22 protein-coding genes and 1 pseudogene are annotated in these 18960 nt (G+C 43.8%); 8 read left to right on the top strand and 15 right to left on the bottom strand.

The genetic code is table 11. The features are described 5' to 3' along the window. Nucleotides 1–29 precede the first annotated feature (29 nt). The 6 genes from hemY to MMB75_RS01125 all read right to left on the bottom strand — a co-directional run bounded on the left by hemY (nucleotide 30) and on the right by MMB75_RS01125 (nucleotide 5307). Complete coding sequence (gene hemY / locus MMB75_RS01150) at nucleotides 30–1451, bottom strand: protoporphyrinogen oxidase (protein WP_045244298.1); 1422 nt, start codon at nucleotides 1449–1451, stop codon at nucleotides 30–32. After that, nucleotides 1444–2550 carry a TIGR04053 family radical SAM/SPASM domain-containing protein gene (locus MMB75_RS01145; RefSeq protein ID WP_016821798.1) on the bottom strand — a complete coding sequence of 369 codons (1107 nt, stop codon included), beginning with the start codon at nucleotides 2548–2550 and terminating at the stop codon, nucleotides 1444–1446. Before MMB75_RS01145 ends, hemY begins: the two co-directional genes overlap by 8 nt. A 15-nt stretch (nucleotides 2551–2565) precedes the next feature. Beyond that, nucleotides 2566–3354 carry a YwiC-like family protein gene (locus tag MMB75_RS01140; RefSeq protein ID WP_045244591.1) on the bottom strand — a complete coding sequence of 263 codons (789 nt, stop codon included), beginning with the start codon at nucleotides 3352–3354 and terminating at the stop codon, nucleotides 2566–2568. A 123-nt stretch (nucleotides 3355–3477) separates the two neighbouring features. Then, complete coding sequence (locus MMB75_RS01135; protein WP_031461951.1) at nucleotides 3478–4272, bottom strand: hypothetical protein; 795 nt, start codon at nucleotides 4270–4272, stop codon at nucleotides 3478–3480. A 44-nt stretch (nucleotides 4273–4316) separates the two neighbouring features. Next, nucleotides 4317–4784: a hypothetical protein gene (locus MMB75_RS01130; protein ID WP_017426854.1), complete on the bottom strand. Its 468-nt coding sequence runs from the start codon at nucleotides 4782–4784 to the stop codon at nucleotides 4317–4319. 46 nt (nucleotides 4785–4830) lie between these two features. Next, a complete protein-coding gene (locus tag MMB75_RS01125; protein WP_016821801.1) occupies nucleotides 4831–5307 on the bottom strand; it encodes a DUF6097 family protein in 477 nt (158 codons plus the stop codon). A 132-nt stretch (nucleotides 5308–5439) separates the two neighbouring features. Between MMB75_RS01125 and MMB75_RS01120 the strand changes: the two genes are divergently transcribed. Continuing rightward, a complete protein-coding gene (locus MMB75_RS01120) occupies nucleotides 5440–6171 on the top strand; it encodes a hypothetical protein (RefSeq protein WP_045244297.1) in 732 nt (243 codons plus the stop codon). Nucleotides 6172–6176: 5 nt separating this feature from the next. On the opposite strand, the gene MMB75_RS01115 is transcribed toward MMB75_RS01120, so the two are convergent. Both MMB75_RS01115 and MMB75_RS01110 read right to left on the bottom strand, forming a co-directional pair. Beyond that, nucleotides 6177–6887, bottom strand: a complete 711-nt coding sequence (locus tag MMB75_RS01115) for a DUF1963 domain-containing protein (protein ID WP_230681865.1) — start codon at nucleotides 6885–6887, stop codon at nucleotides 6177–6179. A gap of 11 nt (nucleotides 6888–6898) precedes the next feature. Further along, complete coding sequence (locus MMB75_RS01110) at nucleotides 6899–7825, bottom strand: cell division protein ZipA C-terminal FtsZ-binding domain-containing protein (RefSeq protein WP_045244296.1); 927 nt, start codon at nucleotides 7823–7825, stop codon at nucleotides 6899–6901. A 159-nt stretch (nucleotides 7826–7984) separates the two neighbouring features. Here MMB75_RS01110 and MMB75_RS01105 point away from each other — a divergent pair, with 159 nt between their 5' ends. From MMB75_RS01105 to MMB75_RS01090, 4 genes are all read left to right on the top strand, one after another. Further along, nucleotides 7985–8731: an MORN repeat-containing protein gene (locus MMB75_RS01105; protein WP_019688199.1), complete on the top strand. Its 747-nt coding sequence runs from the start codon at nucleotides 7985–7987 to the stop codon at nucleotides 8729–8731. A gap of 275 nt (nucleotides 8732–9006) precedes the next feature. Beyond that, on the top strand, nucleotides 9007–10092 hold the full coding sequence (locus MMB75_RS01100; protein WP_044787725.1) for a WXG100 family type VII secretion target: 1086 nt from the start codon (nucleotides 9007–9009) through the stop codon (nucleotides 10090–10092). Between the two features lie 33 nt (nucleotides 10093–10125). After that, complete coding sequence (locus tag MMB75_RS01095; RefSeq protein WP_045244295.1) at nucleotides 10126–10962, top strand: hypothetical protein; 837 nt, start codon at nucleotides 10126–10128, stop codon at nucleotides 10960–10962. Beyond that, nucleotides 10955–11440 carry a DUF5381 family protein gene (locus MMB75_RS01090; protein WP_045244294.1) on the top strand — a complete coding sequence of 162 codons (486 nt, stop codon included), beginning with the start codon at nucleotides 10955–10957 and terminating at the stop codon, nucleotides 11438–11440. Before MMB75_RS01095 ends, MMB75_RS01090 begins: the two co-directional genes overlap by 8 nt. Before the next feature lie 44 nt (nucleotides 11441–11484). On the opposite strand, the gene MMB75_RS01085 is transcribed toward MMB75_RS01090, so the two are convergent. Then, a complete protein-coding gene (locus tag MMB75_RS01085; RefSeq protein WP_045244293.1) occupies nucleotides 11485–12660 on the bottom strand; it encodes an aminotransferase class I/II-fold pyridoxal phosphate-dependent enzyme in 1176 nt (391 codons plus the stop codon). Nucleotides 12661–12728: 68 nt separating this feature from the next. After that, nucleotides 12729–13568, bottom strand: coding sequence for a MetQ/NlpA family ABC transporter substrate-binding protein (locus MMB75_RS01080; protein WP_031461962.1), 840 nt, complete (start codon nucleotides 13566–13568; stop codon nucleotides 12729–12731). A gap of 289 nt (nucleotides 13569–13857) precedes the next feature. Here MMB75_RS01080 and MMB75_RS01075 point away from each other — a divergent pair, with 289 nt between their 5' ends. Then, nucleotides 13858–14415, top strand: a complete 558-nt coding sequence (locus MMB75_RS01075) for a YdhK family protein (protein ID WP_045244292.1) — start codon at nucleotides 13858–13860, stop codon at nucleotides 14413–14415. 147 nt (nucleotides 14416–14562) lie between these two features. Here the strand turns inward: MMB75_RS01075 and MMB75_RS01070 are convergent, their stop codons facing one another. The 5 genes and pseudogenes from MMB75_RS01070 to MMB75_RS01050 all read right to left on the bottom strand — a co-directional run bounded on the left by MMB75_RS01070 (nucleotide 14563) and on the right by MMB75_RS01050 (nucleotide 17655). Continuing rightward, nucleotides 14563–14850, bottom strand: a complete 288-nt coding sequence (locus tag MMB75_RS01070) for an antitoxin Xre/MbcA/ParS toxin-binding domain-containing protein (protein ID WP_045244291.1) — start codon at nucleotides 14848–14850, stop codon at nucleotides 14563–14565. A 13-nt stretch (nucleotides 14851–14863) separates the two neighbouring features. Further along, nucleotides 14864–15349, bottom strand: a complete 486-nt coding sequence (locus MMB75_RS01065) for a methylated-DNA--[protein]-cysteine S-methyltransferase (RefSeq protein WP_016821813.1) — start codon at nucleotides 15347–15349, stop codon at nucleotides 14864–14866. A gap of 22 nt (nucleotides 15350–15371) precedes the next feature. Then, on the bottom strand, nucleotides 15372–15932 hold the full coding sequence (locus tag MMB75_RS01060) for a bifunctional transcriptional activator/DNA repair enzyme AdaA (protein ID WP_016821814.1): 561 nt from the start codon (nucleotides 15930–15932) through the stop codon (nucleotides 15372–15374). A gap of 137 nt (nucleotides 15933–16069) precedes the next feature. Continuing rightward, nucleotides 16070–16855, bottom strand: a pseudogene (locus tag MMB75_RS01055) (isocitrate lyase/PEP mutase family protein). 428 nt (nucleotides 16856–17283) lie between these two features. Beyond that, on the bottom strand, nucleotides 17284–17655 hold the full coding sequence (locus MMB75_RS01050; protein WP_016821817.1) for a hypothetical protein: 372 nt from the start codon (nucleotides 17653–17655) through the stop codon (nucleotides 17284–17286). Nucleotides 17656–17838: 183 nt separating this feature from the next. Here MMB75_RS01050 and MMB75_RS01045 point away from each other — a divergent pair, with 183 nt between their 5' ends. Both MMB75_RS01045 and MMB75_RS01040 read left to right on the top strand, forming a co-directional pair. After that, nucleotides 17839–18018 (top strand): hypothetical protein, encoded by a 180-nt coding sequence (locus tag MMB75_RS01045; protein ID WP_013311365.1) that lies wholly within the window; start codon nucleotides 17839–17841, stop codon nucleotides 18016–18018. A gap of 90 nt (nucleotides 18019–18108) precedes the next feature. Then, nucleotides 18109–18918: a GNAT family N-acetyltransferase gene (locus MMB75_RS01040; protein ID WP_016821818.1), complete on the top strand. Its 810-nt coding sequence runs from the start codon at nucleotides 18109–18111 to the stop codon at nucleotides 18916–18918. Nucleotides 18919–18960: the final 42 nt, after the last annotated feature.

Raw genomic sequence — 18960 nt, 5'->3', positions numbered from 1 at the left:
TCCCTTTTTCACTCATGGAAAGCGCCTGCTTATAAAAAAACTGAGACCAGCTGTTCAGCTGCTTCTTTGCCTTGAGCGATACAATCCGGAATGCCAACCCCTCCATAACCAGCACCACATAAAAATACACGCGGAAAATCCTGTGACAAATCATGTCTCACCTTCGCCATCTGCTCTTTGTGTCCTATCGGATATTGTGGCATGGATTGATTACACCGACTGACTTCAGTTAATTCAGGTTCAGCATCGATTCCCATTAAATCCTTCAGGTCTTTGCGCGCCGCAGCTACAAGTTCATCGTCTGTCATCTGAACCCATCCCTGTGCGCCTGCATGCCCAATGTAAGTCCGTAAGAGTGTATATCCTTCAGGTGCGGTATGGCTCCACTTTGTCGATGACCAAGTACAGGCCGTAATCATTTTTCCTTCTTTGCGGGGAACTAAAAATCCAGTTCCCTCATAGGCAAGATCAAGGTCTGAATTTTTATACGCCAGGGAAATATTCGCTACCGAAACGTAGTTAATCTTATGGAGCCAGCTCACACTTGCGATATCGGAAAATAATGTGGCCGCTTCAAAGGCTGGAACAGCGCAGATCACTGCATCTGCATCTATGATTTGCCCATGGTCTAGTACTACTTGATAACCGTCCTCTTTTCTCACCTCAGCCACACGCTGTCCCATCACAAAATGGACGGTGTCGAGCTTTTCCTTTAACCGCTCCACGATGGTCGATAATCCATGTTGATAGGAAAGAAACATGCTCTTCTTGGCGATTTCTGGGTATTTGTTAGGTGCACCCGATCTTCTCCCTGCCCCTTTAGCCATACCTATAATCAGACTTCGATGCTTTTGTTCCATCTGCTTAAATTGAGGGAAGGTTGACTTGAGGCTAAGAGAATACGTATCGCCAGCGTAAATACCAGATAGCAAAGGCTCAGTAATCTGCTCCAACACCTCTTTACCTAGACGTCGCTTGATAAAATCCCCCAGAGATTCATCCGTATCGCCTTGCTTGGCTGGAATGATTAGATCCAGGGCTGCGCGCGCTTTTCCCAGTGGAGAGATTAGCCCTGTCCGAATGAAGGGAGTTAACTTTGTTGGAATGCCTAAAATAAAGCCCATTGGCATAGTATGTAGCTTGCCTTTATGCAAAATGGAGGCCGACTTGGCCTTCGGGTTTGTTGACACCAAATCGGCTTCCAGCCCCAATTCCATAGTCAGATCCAATATAGCTGTTTTTCTGGCCAGAAAAGCATCCGGTCCTTTTTCGATCATAAAATGGTTTTGGCGAACCGTTTGCAGCTTTCCTCCCAGACGGTCGCTTTTCTCCACCAGTGTAATCTCCACTTCAAGCTGCCTGTCCTCCGCCAGCTTTTTCACATAAAAGGCAGCACTTAAACCGCTTATTCCTCCACCAAGGATAACAACTCTTTTAGCATTTTTATTCATGAGCACACGTTTCCTTCCCCACTCCAGGCATATATGCACAATAAGGGTCACTCTCCAAATAGTCTCCTGTGATGGCAAAAGCCCTTGCTCTGGAGCCTCCACAGACTGTATTGAATTCGCAAACTCCACATTTGCCTTTAAGCAGAGATTTATCCCGAAGATGGTTCATAATCGGAGAGTGCCGATAAATATGGGCCAAACTATCCTTTCGTACATTCCCGCAAGTTAGAGGTAGGAAACCACTCGGGTACACTTCGCCGATATGACTGATAAAAACAAATCCATCTCCATCATTTACGCCTTTCGGGGCGCGTCCCAAGACATCTGCCCTTTTTTGTTCGGACGTTGTGTTATGCTGTCCTGCTTTGTGCTTTTCCTGTAGGACAACCCTTCGATAATGAGGTGCTTCGGTAGCCTTTACACCGTAGGGCATCTGTTGCTGTATCTGATACAACCACTTCATTACAGCCTCATGCTCATCAGGAGTAATCATATCTTTTTCCATCCCACGCCCGGTTGGAACCAGAAAAAACAAGCTCCATAACACCGCCTGCATTTCCTTTACCTTTTCTGCAATTCGCTCCAGATCGTGAAGATTGTATCGGGACACGGTGGTGTTCACTTGGATAGGGATGTTCAATTCCTTCAAATATCCAATTCCCCGCATGGTCGTATTGTAAGAACCCACAGTCCCGCGAAAATGATCATGAATGTCCGCGCATGAACCGTCCAGGCTAAAAGCCCATCGTGATAAGCCAACCTGCTTTGCTTTTTCGACCGCTGCTCTTGTCACTTTTGGGGTAGCACTGGGAGTCATGGAAACCGATAGCTTTTTCTCCTCAATTGCATATTGAGCCAACTCAAATAAATCAGGACGCGATAACGGATCTCCACCTGTGAAAACCACCAGTGGTTGATTCATTTCAGCGATTTGATCGAGCAGCTTTTTGCCCTCTTCAAATGTCAGCTGACGAGGGTCAGGCTTATATTGGGCTTCCGCTCTACAGTGAAGGCATTTTAATGCGCAAGCTCTCGTTACCTCCCAAATGACGATAAACGGGTCTACGCGATAATCTCGTGGCGTTTGCAAAGATATCATTGATGTCTCTCCTTTTTAAAAATATAAAAACAGCACAGATACATAGAGCATCAATGAAAATCCAATTTCAGCCATGCCTACATGCTTTGCCTTTAACTCGAATTTAGGAAGCCATATAGCTCGTATGAACAAAATTAAAAATGGAATAACCAAAAACACCTTGAGCCAGGCGGCCAACAGCACAATGATCAGATGATAGGTAATAGACGCATAATAGTAACGTGGATTTTTTCTTTCACGGATGATCGTTTTAACATAAAGAGCCGTTCCTATGAAATAACATACCAACAGCAAAAATAGCTCTGTGGTTAATGTCCAATCTCCACCTTCTCCAATATGAACAACAGGGTATATAAAAGAACAGAAAAGCAGAATCGCGGTAATGTCATTTAACAAAGCACGCTCATTCTTCATTTTGGCGTAATACATATTAGCCATAAAAAAGAACAGGAGCAGAACTCCGTACCAGATCAACGCAGGTTTAACCCATACTAGAGAAGCCAAAAGAGGAAGGAGTATTGCTCCGTATATAACAACAGGTTTACGGTATCTTTTACTGTTTCCCGTTTTGATCCATTGGAGAACAGGAAAACTAAATAAATAGATAAAAAACCAGCATACGAATAGAGGTATATGAATGAATTGTTTTGGAGAAGCAGCTAAGCCAAACAAAAATGGAAGAATGAGCATTGCCCAGGCTCCATGCTGATTGGGGATGTATCTATCGATCCCTTTCAAAGTCTTGATCCTTTTTTCACAATGTGTAACATCTTTATAGCTTCGGTTAATCGACTCATCATCCATTCCCCCAAAATTCAATTTTTCACCCTACTTTAATTCTAAGTATTCTGTCCAATTGAACCAATCAGGGAGTTCCCTTTTTTGTTTGGGGGAATAGCCTAACCTGAAGATAAACCTTCACTTTCTTTATAAAAACGTACCAAAATAATAGTCCAGCGCTTCCTGGGAGTATCCGTCATCTCCTTGCCAGGCTGCTACCGAATAAAAATCATCATTGCCGCCGCGGCGTCTACGAGGTGTGTCCCGTGGTGCCAGCAAGCCAGCATATCCCCATACCTCCATAACCACGTCGCGTTCATTTTTGCTGGATGGGAACACATCTTTCCAGCGCTTCTCCAATTGCCGCGCACCATTCTGAGCCTCACAGTCCTGAACCGCTTCCAGCATGTTATGAAGGATAGCCAGATCCTCATCAGAAACCTGGAACTCCTCTTCTTGACTAAACAATTCAAGGTCCATCCAGCAGTAAAGAAGGTGATTCAGCCGAATACCGCCCCATTTGATCCGTTCAAAATTCAGCACATTCAAATCCTTATTGACGTATTCCTTATCGGACATTAGTTTATGAAAATTACAATCCCCACAGCTGCTGTAATTGGTCAGGACGACAGGTCGCTCCCCATAGGTATGCATAGGCAGTTTTGCGGTTAATGCCCAGCTCGATAAGGCGCTTCGCAAATGAACCTTTTTCGTGGAAAGACTGTGCAGAAACGCCGCTGCCACTCGCTCTTTTGTAGCCTTTTGCTGATGCAGCTCATATAACCTTTTTATCATCTCATCATGTGTAATGGTGATCGGATCGAACATCAAGCCCTTACTTTTGGCATATTCAAAATCCTCACCCGAAAAGGGTCCTCGCTCCTGCTTCCAGCCGCTGGACCAGAAAGTGTTCATGAGTATTTTCTTTGCTTTTTTATCCATCACACTTCTCCTTACTTATCCCAACAGTCTCACCTACAAGATCGCTATTCACCTTTATACTTAAAAGCAACGGCCGTATTTCCCGACCGCGGGTCAAAATAAGAAGAGATTTTCCCCCAGTCAAGTTCATATTCCATATAGGGGTAAGGCTTGGTTTGACGATAGCTTGGCTTTACGGACAAATGTCGTTGTAACAAACGATCATGCTCCCTTTGACGCTTTCTTTCCCCTTCTTCAGACCAATTATCCCATGAAGTTGGAAATTCATTGCCTTGGAGCGAAATCTCCACAACCACTAGACTCGTATCCTTAAAGCATACAGACACAAAAAAATACCGGTGCAGCAGAGGAACTTGATCAAAATGATACCAAATGTAATCATTCCCTAGCTTTCTTACAGAATGAAAATATTTCGTGTACAAATCGGTCTCTAACAACTGCTCTTCTGTTAAAGAAGAATAAATCGCGTGCTCATTATCAACTTGAATGATGCCCGATTCCCAGTCATTCATTGCTGCCACTCCTTAAACTGATATGCCAATCTTCTACAGCTACTCTTTATCCTCGTTTGTCCACATGATGGAAAATGGCCTGCCAGGACCGATCCAGCACACGCGTATGTAATCGTCTGGCATAAACATTTCTCACGATGGCAAGAACGATCACACCCACAAATACAACACTAAGTATCGTAATAGAGGGAACCCAGTGGTCAAACATGGCATTCGCCAACACTTGCAGCAGATGCCGCTCCGGCTGCAAATATTCCACCACTGCAACGATAACTGCTGCCAGCAATATAATCACAGATAGGATCATAAGCATTGCATTGATTACTTTGTATCTGGCAAGCCCTTGCTGAAAAATGCGAGTGCCAGCATATTGCTCCAGCAAGATAATTTGCTTGTGAAAATCATCTTCCACCTGCTCTACAGGCAGGTCGTGCTTTTGAATCAATGCATGTGCTTTCTTCAGTTCGGATTGAATAAATAGGCTGCTCTGGATAGCAGATCCTAACTGACCTAAAACATTCATATCTTTTTACCTCATTTCAATAGTTTCTAAATTACGAGTATATCGTTTCACACTGAACATGACAATGTATGGAAAATTATAAACAAATGATAAGATAGGATAGTCTAATATAAAACAGAAGGGAGATTGGTCATGCAGTCTGTTGATCACCAACTCTATCTGGCTGAAAGCCATCGTATTCCTAAATTATCCATGTCACGGTACATTCAATATTTTAATATAAATGTCAAACCATTTTTGGAACAATGTATGGTTGAGCATACGAGCCAAGGCTATGAAGTCTACAGATTCAGATTGACGGCAGAAAAGCGCGGAGAATTCGATTCATGGAACTTCCTGCTGCTTCTACAAGTTGAAAGCAAATCGGTCGCCGAGCAATATGTGAAGTTAAAGCAACAGCTGACAGGCTTCCCAAAAGAAATAGAGGTACGCAGCGAATTGATGATCAGCACGCCCCAATCGAATTACCCCACACCACCGCAACATGTACAGCGACGTGCATTCAAACCCTTTTTTGCTGTTGAATATGTAGATGTGCAAGCCCCATATTTGGATGAATTTCGGCACATTATGATTCACAATAACGGCCCTGCCATGCGAAACATTCTTGAGCATAAAAAGTGGTGCTACATGATGATTGCCCTTGAAACATTGGAAGTGTGGTACCATCATGACGCCTTTCCGACATGGAATCAAATTCATATCATTGGCCTTTACCCAGAAGCTATGCTCCATTATAAAAAAGATTTCGAAGAAGGCTTGCAACAACATGCCGGAGTTACTTTTCAGGAAAACTTCGATAGACTCAAAAGTATTCGAACCATGCTGTACAAAACGATCGCTTCCAGGCTCTTCCCTACATGAGCTTATTAATAGAAATCAAAGTAACCTCGCCAGGTTCCTTCATTCTGATGCTTGGCAAAATAAAAGCTACCCCCATCGACAATATTCAATTCGGCTTTGGCATCTGACGCAATCTGAAACACAAATTCACAGCCTTCGCCAAAGTCGATGCCTGGTTGAATAAAGCTGGGATAGCCGCCCATTTTGTGAACCGCATATATGTCCTCTACGATGTCCTCGAAATAGTCGGGCTCCTCCTCGTCCATATCTTTGAGGGCATTGCCGTATTCCTCAGGAATATCTTCACCGTCCCAGACCGGATAATCATTCTCTATGAGCTCGGGGAACAGCGGAAATGCTTTGATTTGCATAAATGCCGGACCAAAATCTTTTTCAACCAAATCCTCTACCGACGTATACTCACGAATACACATATATCCTTCCATATCCTCATGATCCAGTACATCGGGAGACAGGAAGACTGTCAACAGCTTGATATCACGTATAGCCTGAGGAACAAAAGGCATAGCAGGCAGATACAATTGCATGATCGGAGCCATAACATTTCCCTGTACGTCAATCGGCTGTTCCTCTGTCGGTAAAGCTACTGTGACTCTACCGATCCAGCTCTGATCAAGGGAACCCGACGGTCTGCGTCCCCCTGTATGAAAAATAGTAGCTTTACGTCTTAAAATCGTTCTTAGCTTCTCAATGGAGTTGCTGGACAACGAAATCACTCCTTTCTAACCTAGAATAGAAACATCACAACATCCTCGCCTGCTCTACAACCAAACTCACTTAAGCGGTCTTCCATCTCTTGAATCTGGCGCAGATAGTCTTCCTGTACAGCTGGCAGCTCCTGTTCATTCACTAATGTCCCACCGAGTCTGGCGCGCGCATATTCGGCACCTTTCCACATCGCCTCAAACACAGCTTGCGGCTGCACCGTTCGTACCGCATCCATACTGAAAATCAAATCTGCAAAGCGATCCTCTGCGAGTGTACTCAACCAAAAGAAGCCGGGATCGGTTCCCGTATGTACGCTAAATAGTTCATCATAGCCTCCCGGACCGTGATGGTGTGCATGGAAAATATCCATATCTCCCCACTCCATTCCAAGGCTGAGCATGACATCCCAGATGTCCACTCCACGGTAAGATTGACCTTGATCTGCTACCAGCCTAAGCATGACAGTGTGTTCCCTCTCACCTTCCTGATCTACAAATGCTTGAAGTTTTTCCGCTTTTGCACGTGCATGAGCAGCGTCCTCCCGAGGAAGCACACGAACGGTACCCTTCTCCTGAAATCGCGCTGGCAGTGTGTTCATAAAGTCAGTAACTTTGGCTTCTTCCAATCGAATCTGCATCTCTACATTATCGAATATATCCATACAAATACAGATTTTATCATAATGGCATTCGCCTGCCGGTCTGCGTCCCACACTAGTCCATATCTGCAAATCATGGACGTGCCCATACACAATATACCCCTTAAGCAATTGCAAAATATCTTCATCTGACAACGTAAAACCACTGAATTCCACATCAATCAGCCAATAGATATTAGCATCTGGCTCCACTTGATGGATTCCTTTTATGGTCTTCACAGGCTTCTGTACCAACTCTACGGCAAGAATGCTAGATACATCCTCACTCCCATGTTCTGGTAAATTCAAGAATTCCCCTCCTTATTACCTGTTTTCACTTAACAGTTTCCTATAATTCTCAATCTATATTAAACTATAAATCACCAAGCACAAAATAGTATAAAAACGGTGCTGGGTCGTTGAACATGATTCGTAGAAACTCAAAGCTTCGAAAGGGGAGAACTCATGATGCAAAAACTTTGGCAAAAAGGAAAGGCTTTGTCCCTGCCTATTATGGTGTCTGCATCGCTGATTTCTGGAGCGCTGTTGGTAAATATACCTGCAGCGAATGCAGCTGCAACCAAGGAATTGCTTCAGTTATCCGGGCAGGCTACTTACTATGGAGAGGTTGAGAATGGTCAGCCACACGGGCGCGGTACGATCAAATGGAGCGAATATAAGCAGTATTCGGGTGATTTTGTGAATGGCAAGCGATCAGGTACTGGGAAATATATAAATCAATACACGGATGCAGATGGACAACATCATAAAGTCGTATATAGCGGAACGTGGAGCAATGACACCATAAGTGGCAAGGGTACGCAGACTGATAAAGTGACGCAAACGGACGGAACGATACGTTCGAATGAAATCCAAGTCGGTACTTTTCAGAACAATGGATTACAGAACGGCTACCAAGTGATCCATGCTGTAGCCGATCCAGACTACAGCTTTACTTATAAAAATGGTAAAGAAGTGCTAAATATTTTGCACAGTAATCAGGATCTGGTCCAAAGGTGGCAGCAAGGAGAGCTTTTCTCCGTAAATTATAAAAATGGCTCCGTTCAAAAGGAATACTCCATGTTCCCTGAAGAGGTCGCAACCAAAGAACGTCAAAGACAAGCGGCCATCAAATATCTCAAAGGGATTACCGCCAAGATCACCCCTCACTTGCAGCAGTTTGAAAAGCTGTCCAAGCAGGTTCCTTTAAAATAAGCTAGAGTGTCGCACATTATATAGTAGCTTCTATGCATGATGGCCTCTCATTCTTATGGAAAGCTCCATTTGAACAGAGAGGCTTTTTTTCATCTTCTTTATGAGTAACATGTAAGAATTTCGAATCATAACAACTCCTACTATTTTCCCTTATACCCCCTCATGAACTCATACAAATGACTTATTTTTAACAAAAACCCCCTCCTTTTTTTGCTAACCACAACTAGAATCACTAAAATATTAAGTAATTATTTTAATCATCCGAGGTGGACATCATGGCTAAAATTATGGTTCCTCCTGAGAAACTAGAGGCGGTTTCCAGGCAGTTCGCACAGGCACGTGAACTGGGAGCACAAATTTGCGGACAACTGTCACAGCAAATCCAAATGCTAGAGAATAGCTGGGCAGGAACGACACAGCAGCGCTTTTATCAGGATTTTCATAAAGCACGTGGACAAATGGATGCTTTTACTCAAACGGTCGGTTCTGTCAGCACAGAGCTGCGTTCCATTGCAGTAAAATTCAAGGAAACAGATACCCAAGCAGACACAGGGATTAACCAAGGAGATCAGAGCGGACAGATTAAGAGCAATGAAGGAGCAACTTCTGGGAAAAAAGGGAACGACCCAGCAGATATAGCCATTAACAGCCTGTCAGAAGCCAATAAATGGCGGGGACAATTGGGCTTTGCCGGGACAGCGATCTATAGTGGTCTGGCTTCCACACTTGTGCTCACCAAAACAGTAGAATTCAAAAAAAGTCTGAAAAATCCCACTCGGGCGGTTATACATAATGCGGCATGGGTGAAAGGCAAAGGTAACAATGCTTTTATGCGTAATTTGGGCAAAAGCATAAACCGCCAATTCGCTAAACCAGGTATTGTCATGAAAGGCTTGAAGGGCTTTGACCGTTTAGCCGGAAAGCTGCAAATGGGTAAGCTCGGCCTTGGATTCAACAAAGCCAATAGCTTTCCTCAGTGGACGCGCAACGTCATCGCCGGGGTGGAAAAAGGACGTTATGGCATAGCCACCCGCCAAATTCCCGGCATGATCGCCAAAAAGCTGTACCCTATTAATGCCACCATGAATATTGTGGGCGAGGGCATCAGTCTGGCTGGAAAATGGAAAAGTGGGAAGCTTACCGGAACGGATGTGGCTGTATCTGCTTCTAACGTAGCGATCAAAACTGCCGCAACTTATGGCGGTGCTGTCGTTTTGGGGTCCGTAGGCGGTGCTATCGGCGGTCCGGTTGGTGCAGCCGTCGGTGCATACGTTGGCGGTACAGTGGGAAGCTGGGCAGGTGGAAAAGTCGCCAAGTTCGCCGAAAAAGGGATACGCTGGGCCAGCAAACTATTTAAATAACATACACTTAACAGAGAGAGAAGGAGCCTGACTATGGACAAACAAACGGTAATTTTAACGCTTGAGGAACTAGGCTTTGCCTTGACTGCACTGGGTGCAGAGGATATGGCTTCGGGTCTGCTCCAATCCTATTACGGGGAACTAACGGAGGATCGCTGGGAACTGCTTTTTCATGCTGCAACACATAGCCTGGTATCCAAGGGCTTGTTGGAACAGCAGGATGACGGGCAACAGCAGCTTGAATTTGATACGTTCATTGTTGACATGCTGGCTCATCTGGTACAAAGCCGCCAAATGCTGCGTGGATACAAGGAGCAACAGGACAAGCAAAATACATTAACGATACACCATGGAAATGGCCGTTTTTTGTATCACCTCTCCAGCCACAATGAACTCCATTTCTTTCGCTGGTCTTCCCCAGAAGACTGGCATCACGACATTGATCAATTATTCGACCTGTTTTCCCCAAACTTCAATGCACACTGCCGATACGTCGATCTGACAGAAGAACAGTGGAATGAGTTAACCTCATCTAACTTCACGATGCAGCAAATGGCAACGTGGAAGCTTCAAGAGTCGGCTGAGCAAATGATACAAGACTGGCGAGAGGATTTTAATCGTAATCACTGCAACCTCGATAATTTGAGCCAGATGGTATACACGGACACGGATGAAGAGGGGCCTTCCGTTACAAATCTGCTATTTGTTCTTAAAGGAACGAATGATGTGTGGATCGTAAGAAATACAGCACTGGATATGCAGGCCACCCCATGTCTGCGCATTGAAAGTGTGACTGAATCAGACTGGAGAGAACGGATCACTCAGTTCATTCAGGCGTTTGTACCCGACGAGGCGGTATTCCGTGGATAAAATTGTATATCGCAGATCTCTAGCATTTTGGAAAGCCCTTGGTAGCTTGATGTTTGTGCTGATTTGTCTGTTTTTACTGTTGCTCATTTTTATCGACGAAGATATCTCTGCTCTGCAAATCTTCTTCTTTATTACGTCTGCTATGATTGGAATTCCTTTTTTTGGTAGTTATTTGGTGGTCTGTTTGAACAGAACGCTTCGTAAGGATACCTTCCTGTTCATCTTTGATGAACACAGTATTTCCGACGGTATTCGAACTGTCCCGTGGTCTGCAATCACTAAAGTTGAATTCGAGGGAGCCTCCATCCGCAAATGGTTGCGCCCTCGTTTCCCCACCTTTATTTTTCATCTGAATGACCGCAGCACCTGGGAAGTCAGCACCGATTATGTGCTGAACGATATGGAACTGAATCAAGCCGGGAAACAACTGCGAACTCTCATTAACCAGTATGGCAAGCTGAAGAAAAAACGTTTTTGATTTGCGCTCTCATTCCATGAATTTCTTTTATTCCAGCTTATTCTTTATGCTTGAAAGACACCCGTTGCTGCGATGCGCTGTACCGCCTCTAGCAGTCTTTCTTCACTGTTCACCAGGCTGACCCTCACATAAGAAGCTCCTGCACGACCAAACCCTTCTCCAGGGGCAACCGCAACATGCGCCTCGTCCAATAAAAAGTTTGCAAAGGAAGCCGATGTATACCCCTCCGGCACCTTGAACCAGGCAAAAAAAGACCCTTGGGGAGCGGCAACATCCCAGCCAATATTTCGTAACGCTGCAATGAGAACATCACGTCGCCGCTCATATAACGCCGCGAGCTTCCGTACTGGCTCCTGGGTGCCCAGCAATGCGACAGCTCCCGCATCTTGTACCGCGCCAAAAACAGTACTGTAGGCATGCGTATGATAATGCTTAAGCGCACCAATAACGGACGCATTTCCAACCGCAAAGCCAAAGCGCCATCCAGCCATGTTATACGTTTTGGAAGCTGTATACGTCTCGACACCATATTCCTTGCCGCCAGGGATTTGCAATAGACTAATTGGCTTATGCCCGCCAAATCCAAGAGCACCATATGCAAAGTCATTCATAACCGGAAACTGGTGCCGAGCAGCATAATCCAGTGTGTTCGTCAGGAAATCTACGGAAGCTACCACTCCTGTCGGATTGTTCGGATAATTAATCATGAGCAGTTTGACCTGCTTTGCGATTTCTTCAGGTACGGTTGTATAGTCCGGCAAGAATCCATGTTTCTCATCCAGAGGAATCGTATGAATACGAGCTCTTGCCAGCGCAGCAGCGGAATAATATTGGGGATATGCCGGATCGGTGGTCAACAACCAATCACCGGGATTCAGCAACGCCTGCGGAATCCCCATTACACCTATGGCTGAGCCATTGAATACAGCAACTTCCCGGTCAGGGTCTAGCTCCACCTGATACTCCCGTTGATAGAACGCAGCGACAGCCTCCAGCGTGCTTCTTTTCCCATGAAAAGGCGGGTAGCCCTGATTGATCGGTTGATCGACCGCTTCCTTCAAAGCGTTGATGATATGCGGTGGTGTTGGCTGATCTGGGTTGCCGGCTGCCAAATTAATTACATCTATTCCTTTGCTTTTATACAGATTCACTTTGTCATCAATTGCGCTAAAATAGTTGTCAGGCAGAGCCTTGACGAGATCAGAGGATGAAAAAATCACGTTTATCTCCACCTTCTATCCATAAGATACAGACTAGGTAAGTCAGCCCACATAAGATAATACCTCAGTTATTTAAAATAGCTTGGCAGCTTGTAGCCTTCATACACAGGATTCGATTGGATGTACTTTTGGAATTCATCGGAATGATATCCCTCAATAATGTCTTTGACGAAGGGCTTGTCCTTATTCTTGCTGTCCACAGCTACCACATTTGTGAATGGATCTGTCAGTTTTTCAAGCTTTAATGCTGAGGTTAACTTCATTCCATTCGATACAGCAAAATTCCCTTGTATAGCCGCAAAATCAACATCCTCCAATGCACGTGGCCCTTGTGCCGGGTCGGTAGCAACAAATTGTAGATGATGCGGATTAGAGGTGATGTCGTTCACCGAGGTTTGCAATGGATCAATATTGTCCTTTAACGTAATCCAACCTACTTCCTTCAAAATGTTCAGCGCCCGCAGCATATTGACTGGCTCGTTGGGCAGGTTGATTTGGGCTCCAGCGCTGACTTCCTCAAGGCTGGTATGCTTGCTGGAGTATAATCCCATTGGAGGTGTCGGGACCTGCACAGCACCAACCAGATCAATCTTCTCCCGCTTATTGATAGAGTCCAGATAGAGCGAATGCTGGAACACATTGGCATCAATATCTCCATTAGCTACGGCTACATTAGGCTGAACCCCGTCTGTAAACTCTTTATATGTAATCTTATATCCCTTCTTCTCCAAATATGGAGCCACACCATTCTTAAACTGATCGCTATATGGACCGGGATTAAAGCCGATATGCAGTGTTTTCTTTTCTTCGTCCGCAGCGCTGCCCGACGTATTCTTGCTGCCACAGCCTGAAATAAAAAGCATAACTACTCCCAGCAGCACTATAAATGAAATCCATTGTTTCTTCATTTTGATGTCTCCCCCTGCTCCTTGATATGGTCTAGTTTTGGTGAGTTAAAATATTTAAAGCTTTTAAAACATAGTAATTTGATATGTTTTGTAGATATTACAATGATTTTTTATTCACTGTCAACAACATTTAAATTACGTATCTTCCGCAAAACTAAAAAGGGGGTCGCTTCGGGCGCTCCACTTGAAAACAAAGCACTTCACAAGTTTGTAAAATAATTCCGTTTCAAACATACCCCCTATGGGTATATTTGAGTGTGAGAATATAACCCTAAAGGAGCTATTGAATATGAGAATACAATGGACTTTACTTGCTGGTGCAGTCATGATTATTTTGAGTGGGTGCGGGAACAGTAACACGCCAGCCCAGGAGCATACGACAAGCAGCAGTCAACAGCATGACGCATCAGATATGAACCATTCCACATCCAGTGAGCTTCCTGCTGGACTAAAAGAAGCTGAAAACCCAGCCTTCAAAATTGGCAGCCAAGCGACCATTCAAGCCGATCATATGGCAGGCATGAAGGGCGCTACGGCCACGGTTGTAGGTGCTTATACGACTACTGCTTATACAGTCTCCTATACACCAACCACTGGAGGAGAAAAAGTGAATAATCATAAGTGGGTTATTCATGAAGAGATTAAGGATGCGGGCAGCGAGCCCTATGCAGCTGGCACAGAAGTTATTCTGGCGGCAGATCATATGAAGGGGATGGATGGGGCTAAGGCTATCATAGATTCCGCTGAGCCAACGACCGTATATATGGTAGACTATACGCCGACTACTGGAGGAGAGCCTGTCAAAAATCATAAATGGGTGACGGAGAGTGAGCTTTCAGCCAATTAGAACTCTTTTATCATAGGTTGCTTGTGATCGCCAAAGGGAGCCGGGCAACGGCTCCCTTTGAACGGCTTTATGGGATTTGGACAAACCTTGTTGGCTTTACCTCTAGTCAATGTTCAATGTCATATGTATTTCCTTGAGTCAGTTGGTTTAACGCGGCATACGCAGAATGGCTGCCTTCAGTGCCTTGATCCCTTCTTCGCTTTTTAAATAATCTGACGGTGTTTCGTGACCAAGTGCGGGAACCTTTCGATCCATCCAAGTCAGCAAATACTCGCCCATGTCGGGCAGCAGCACGATCTGAATTTCCCTTGGAATTTTACTTTTGGCCACCTTTGCCCTTATCACCGGATCTACCTGATCATATCGCTCCTGATAGATCTGAACCATGTTAGCCCAGCTTTCCGGCTTAAACTCTTTTAAATATGTCTCTCTCATCCATGAACCCTCCTTATGATCTCAGACAACGCTTCTCATGCTGGAGCAACCATTCTTTTCTCCATAGGCCCCCTGCATAACCAGTTAGTTTCTGATTTGATCCGACAATTCGGTGACATGGAATCACAATGCTCAGCTTATTTTTGCCGTTCGCACTGCCAACGGCTCGGATTGCTTTTTCGTTTCCAATAGCGAGAGCAATATCTTTATAAGCTGTCGTTGTACCGTAACCCACGGTCACCAGCGCATTCCATACTTTTTGCTGGAAGTCCGTACCTTCAAAAGCATAAGGAAACGAAAATTCAAAGCGCTCACCTTTAAAATACTCGTCAAGCTGGCTGGCGCATTCCTCTAATACTTGGATTGGAGCTTCTTCTGTAAGCATCGTTAAAGGCTCATTCCGATTAGAGAACATAATGGAATAGACAGCCTCATTGGTGCCCCGTATCTCTATCTTTCCAATCGGCGATACATAATTTAATACGTATAACTTGCTCATTAAGGATATCCACCTTCCTTTTCTAATCCTTATTCAAATTTCTATACTCACTAGGAGAACATTGGTTCAAGCTGCGAAACGACTTATAGAAATTGGAGGGACTTTGGAAGCCTGTCTCATAGCAAATTTCAAGATTCGTAAGATCTGTATTTTTAAGAAGATAAGCTGCCTTATCTACTCTTATTTTTTCCAAATACATACGCGGGGATTCCGAGGTTTCTTGTTTAAAGATCCGATCCAAATAAAAAGTGCTTATTCCAACATGATCCGCAATATCCTGCAATACTAGTTTTTCTTTATAATGATTGATTAAAAAAGCTATCACATTCTGGACAAGCCTGATATACGGCGAATGATCTGTATGAGGCTGGCATCTTTTGCAAGCGCGAAAACCCGCTTTTTCCACGGTGTCCACATCAAAGTAAAACTCGACATTGATTTTTTTCGGCTTTCGGGATCGACAGGAAGGTCGGCAATATATACGGGTTGTTTTCACAGCGGTAAAAAACACCCCGTCATATTTACGATCACATGCTATAATTTTCTCCCACATTTCTTCAAAAGAAAGACTAGGTTTAGCCATGATCAAAGAATCCGTCCTTTCTCTAGTTCATACTCATATAGTTCAGGATTTTGTAAAATTCGATTCCAGTCGCTCCGAAGTGCAATATATAGACGAACTAAACCATTTCGATCTATATATTGTTCATTGGAAGTCACTTATGGGATTTTTGCAAAATCCTCATATAAATCTGAAGTATCTTGAAGGTTGATCAACTGTTCCGCATTCTTTTGCAAAGCAACTATTATCTTATCAGAAAACGCATTTCCAAAGCTAAACCGTTTGACTCCTAACTGCTGAAGCTGGCGGACATTCGTCAGACCTGGCAAAGATAAAACATTAAGCGGAGCATGTATATGAAATACAACCTCTCTGATCTCTTCATCACTCTTTTAACCTGGAACAAAAATTCCATCCGCACCACTATCCACATACGCTTTGGCCCTTTCTATGGTCTCCGAAAGTGGAGTCTCCATCTGCAAAAATGTATCTGTTCTTGCATTTATAAAAAACTCTTTAAACCCATGAACATCCAAGGCAGCTCTTATTTTGGACAGCAGGTCACTGTGCGCCCTCACTTCTCGAAGTCCCTTTTGCTGTTTTAATGAATCCTCAATATTAATCCCCGCCACTCCGACATCGGCTGTCCTTAATACATGCTCGACAATCGTTGCCGCATCCTCCCCATATCCTGCTTCAATATCTGCCGACACAGGAACTTGAACATGCTCTGCAATAGTGCGAATGATGCTTATATGCTGGTCAAAATCAATAAGCTCTCCATCTGCAAACCCAAGTGTATTGGCAATCCCCCAACTCGTTGTACCTATCGCCTTAAAGCCTGCCTTCTCCAGAGCCACGGCAGATAGCAAATCCCAAGCATTCCCCAAAAATAAAGGTTCCTTTGAAGTATGAAGTGCATGAAATTGCTGGATTTTGTTCATAAATATAGCCTCCTAATAGGTGATGTTTCTCATTCTATCAAGAGGCTGTATTTGTTTCGTCCTCATTCTTGCACATATGGTCTGTGAAATTGCTTTTTATGTTAACGAAGCTATTGAAAAACAGGAAACTTTTTAAACCAATTCATAGACAAGCCTTCCCTTCATTCCATACTATATTTAAAATTTAAATTTCATTTTAAAGAAGTATGCCATACGCTTAAAATGTATTATTTCACATTATAAGTAAAATGCGATTGTTTTCATCGCCGACATGAGTGTACATCGTTGACTTGTCCATGATTTTGTTTTACTTTTAAAGTATTACTCATATTTTCCAGTTCCATCATACAAAAACCGTTCCAGAAGCCCCAAACCTGCAAGCTTCTGAAACAGTCTAGTAAAATAGCGTATTTATAAACTAAAGACCGTTAGATGATCCGATAGCCGGATGGCAGTCTGCCAGTACTGCGGATATTACGGATTTGCTGCAACGTCAAACGTTGATTGGTAGAGATAATAGATTCCACATCATTCCCGCGAATCAGATCATCCAGGTCGGCGATGCTGCGATTGCCTCTATACACACGGAAGTTACCTCTAAACCGCGTGCCAGTAAAGAGTACAAGTGTAGCATTGCTGCTGGTAGAAAAGAAACGCAGACTTTCGATGCCGTCGAGAATATTATCGGTGTTGCGGATACCTAGGTTTCCTCTGAATACTCTGCTAGAACCCCGAAAATTTTCTTCATTGTAGACTGTAAGGCGTGGATACGTTTGAGATACGTATGCTTTATTAGTCATGTTGTAAATTCCTCCTTTCAACTTTAGCATATGCTTCCCTATTCAATTGGCGCGGGCCTCACAGCATTCATCTAAAAATGGTTATGTGTTGAATAGAGTAGACGCAGACTTGAAAAAGGAACATACGTTCTGTATAATTTATCTTAGTAATTTGGAAAATCCTGAACTAACGGAGATGCAGACATGGACGATAAATTTATTGAGGAACTACGTGAAATTAGCAGGAACGACAAGCGAAGATCCGAATTTCTCATTAAAGGGATGAAGGAAACGCTTCAGGAAAGAAAAGAAAAAAACTTTATCGAAAGATGGATTTGGCGACAAAAGAATAAGAAGCTTATAGCGCGGAAGTTTAAATCCTAGTAGATATAACAACAGCTCTTCGTAGCAGTTTATTTTCATAGCATATACAAGTACATTAGATCAAACCTCATTTTTTAGGGAGGCAAAGCCATGATTGAGCAGCTAGTCCCATTCGATGATCTATTAAATCACAATCCATTTTTGATTGATGAGGTTCGATATAATTTGCTTCATCGAATATGTGAGTCAGAAGAATCAACATGCCTTAAAACGTCTGATGGAAATATGATTTTCGCTCAATCACCCGGACATAAGGCTTGGCTATGGATTTCGCAGCAAATCATCGGCAACCATAAGTTAACCTATATCGAAGAACTCTTACATTATTTAGAAGGAACCAACCTATCAGGTGTATGTGGTGATGTCGAAACAGCCGAGAATTTCGCACATGCTTACGCCGAGCGGCATACTGCTCAGGTACATACTCATATGGTTATGGAATCTTATTTCTGTCCTGAGTACAACAAACCTTCTGGCGTTGAGGGGATCATACGACAAGCCACTTCAGAGGACGTACAGGTAGTTGCCCAGCTTCTAGCTGGTTTTTCAAAAGATGCTTTAGACCGTTCAGTTGATCCGACTAGTCAAATATCAGCTGCGAAGGCAGCGATTGAGACAGGGAATTTATATCTTTGGATTGTAAATAGTATGCCCGTGTCCATGGCTAACATTGCTCATCGTTCTCCGAGGCATGGCCGTATTAATGCTGTTTATACTCCCCCTACCTGGCGAAAAAACGGTTTTGCCAGCGCAATAGTATCGGGGTTATGTTCCATTTTGAAAAATGAGCAGCTAACCCCCATGCTTTACGCAGATGTAAAAAATTCAGTTTCCAATCAAGTTTATAAAAATATCGGTTTTAAAGAAGGCGGCAAAATTACTGATATTGCGTTTGAATAGACCCTCCTGCTGTCAGAGAGCATATGAGTGCTCACTCAAAAC

It is taken from the genome of Paenibacillus sp. P2(2022) (genome assembly GCF_029522175.1).
GTDB lineage: Bacteria > Bacillota > Bacilli > Paenibacillales > Paenibacillaceae > Paenibacillus > Paenibacillus polymyxa.
This window is presented reverse-complemented; position numbering and strand designations above follow the sequence as displayed.

Excerpts from the sequence above, each read along its gene's own strand:
- MMB75_RS01100 (WP_044787725.1), top strand. The coding sequence starts at position 9,007 with ATGGCTAAAATTATGGTTCCTCCTGAGAAACTAGAGGCGGTTTCCAGG.
- MMB75_RS01065 (WP_016821813.1), bottom strand. The coding sequence starts at position 15,349 with ATGAGCAAGTTATACGTATTAAATTATGTATCGCCGATTGGAAAGATA.
- MMB75_RS01140 (WP_045244591.1), bottom strand. The coding sequence starts at position 3,354 with ATGGATGATGAGTCGATTAACCGAAGCTATAAAGATGTTACACATTGT.
- hemY (WP_045244298.1), bottom strand. The coding sequence starts at position 1,451 with ATGAATAAAAATGCTAAAAGAGTTGTTATCCTTGGTGGAGGAATAAGC.
- MMB75_RS01050 (WP_016821817.1), bottom strand. The coding sequence starts at position 17,655 with ATGACTAATAAAGCATACGTATCTCAAACGTATCCACGCCTTACAGTC.
- MMB75_RS01145 (WP_016821798.1), bottom strand. The coding sequence starts at position 2,550 with ATGATATCTTTGCAAACGCCACGAGATTATCGCGTAGACCCGTTTATC.
- MMB75_RS01080 (WP_031461962.1), bottom strand. The coding sequence starts at position 13,568 with ATGAAGAAACAATGGATTTCATTTATAGTGCTGCTGGGAGTAGTTATG.
- MMB75_RS01060 (WP_016821814.1), bottom strand. The coding sequence starts at position 15,932 with ATGGCTAAACCTAGTCTTTCTTTTGAAGAAATGTGGGAGAAAATTATA.
- MMB75_RS01075 (WP_045244292.1), top strand. The coding sequence starts at position 13,858 with ATGAGAATACAATGGACTTTACTTGCTGGTGCAGTCATGATTATTTTG.
- MMB75_RS01125 (WP_016821801.1), bottom strand. The coding sequence starts at position 5,307 with ATGAATGTTTTAGGTCAGTTAGGATCTGCTATCCAGAGCAGCCTATTT.
- MMB75_RS01095 (WP_045244295.1), top strand. The coding sequence starts at position 10,126 with ATGGACAAACAAACGGTAATTTTAACGCTTGAGGAACTAGGCTTTGCC.
- MMB75_RS01045 (WP_013311365.1), top strand. The coding sequence starts at position 17,839 with ATGGACGATAAATTTATTGAGGAACTACGTGAAATTAGCAGGAACGAC.
- MMB75_RS01130 (WP_017426854.1), bottom strand. The coding sequence starts at position 4,784 with ATGAATGACTGGGAATCGGGCATCATTCAAGTTGATAATGAGCACGCG.
- MMB75_RS01070 (WP_045244291.1), bottom strand. The coding sequence starts at position 14,850 with ATGAGAGAGACATATTTAAAAGAGTTTAAGCCGGAAAGCTGGGCTAAC.
- MMB75_RS01120 (WP_045244297.1), top strand. The coding sequence starts at position 5,440 with ATGCAGTCTGTTGATCACCAACTCTATCTGGCTGAAAGCCATCGTATT.
- MMB75_RS01135 (WP_031461951.1), bottom strand. The coding sequence starts at position 4,272 with ATGGATAAAAAAGCAAAGAAAATACTCATGAACACTTTCTGGTCCAGC.
- MMB75_RS01105 (WP_019688199.1), top strand. The coding sequence starts at position 7,985 with ATGCAAAAACTTTGGCAAAAAGGAAAGGCTTTGTCCCTGCCTATTATG.
- MMB75_RS01040 (WP_016821818.1), top strand. The coding sequence starts at position 18,109 with ATGATTGAGCAGCTAGTCCCATTCGATGATCTATTAAATCACAATCCA.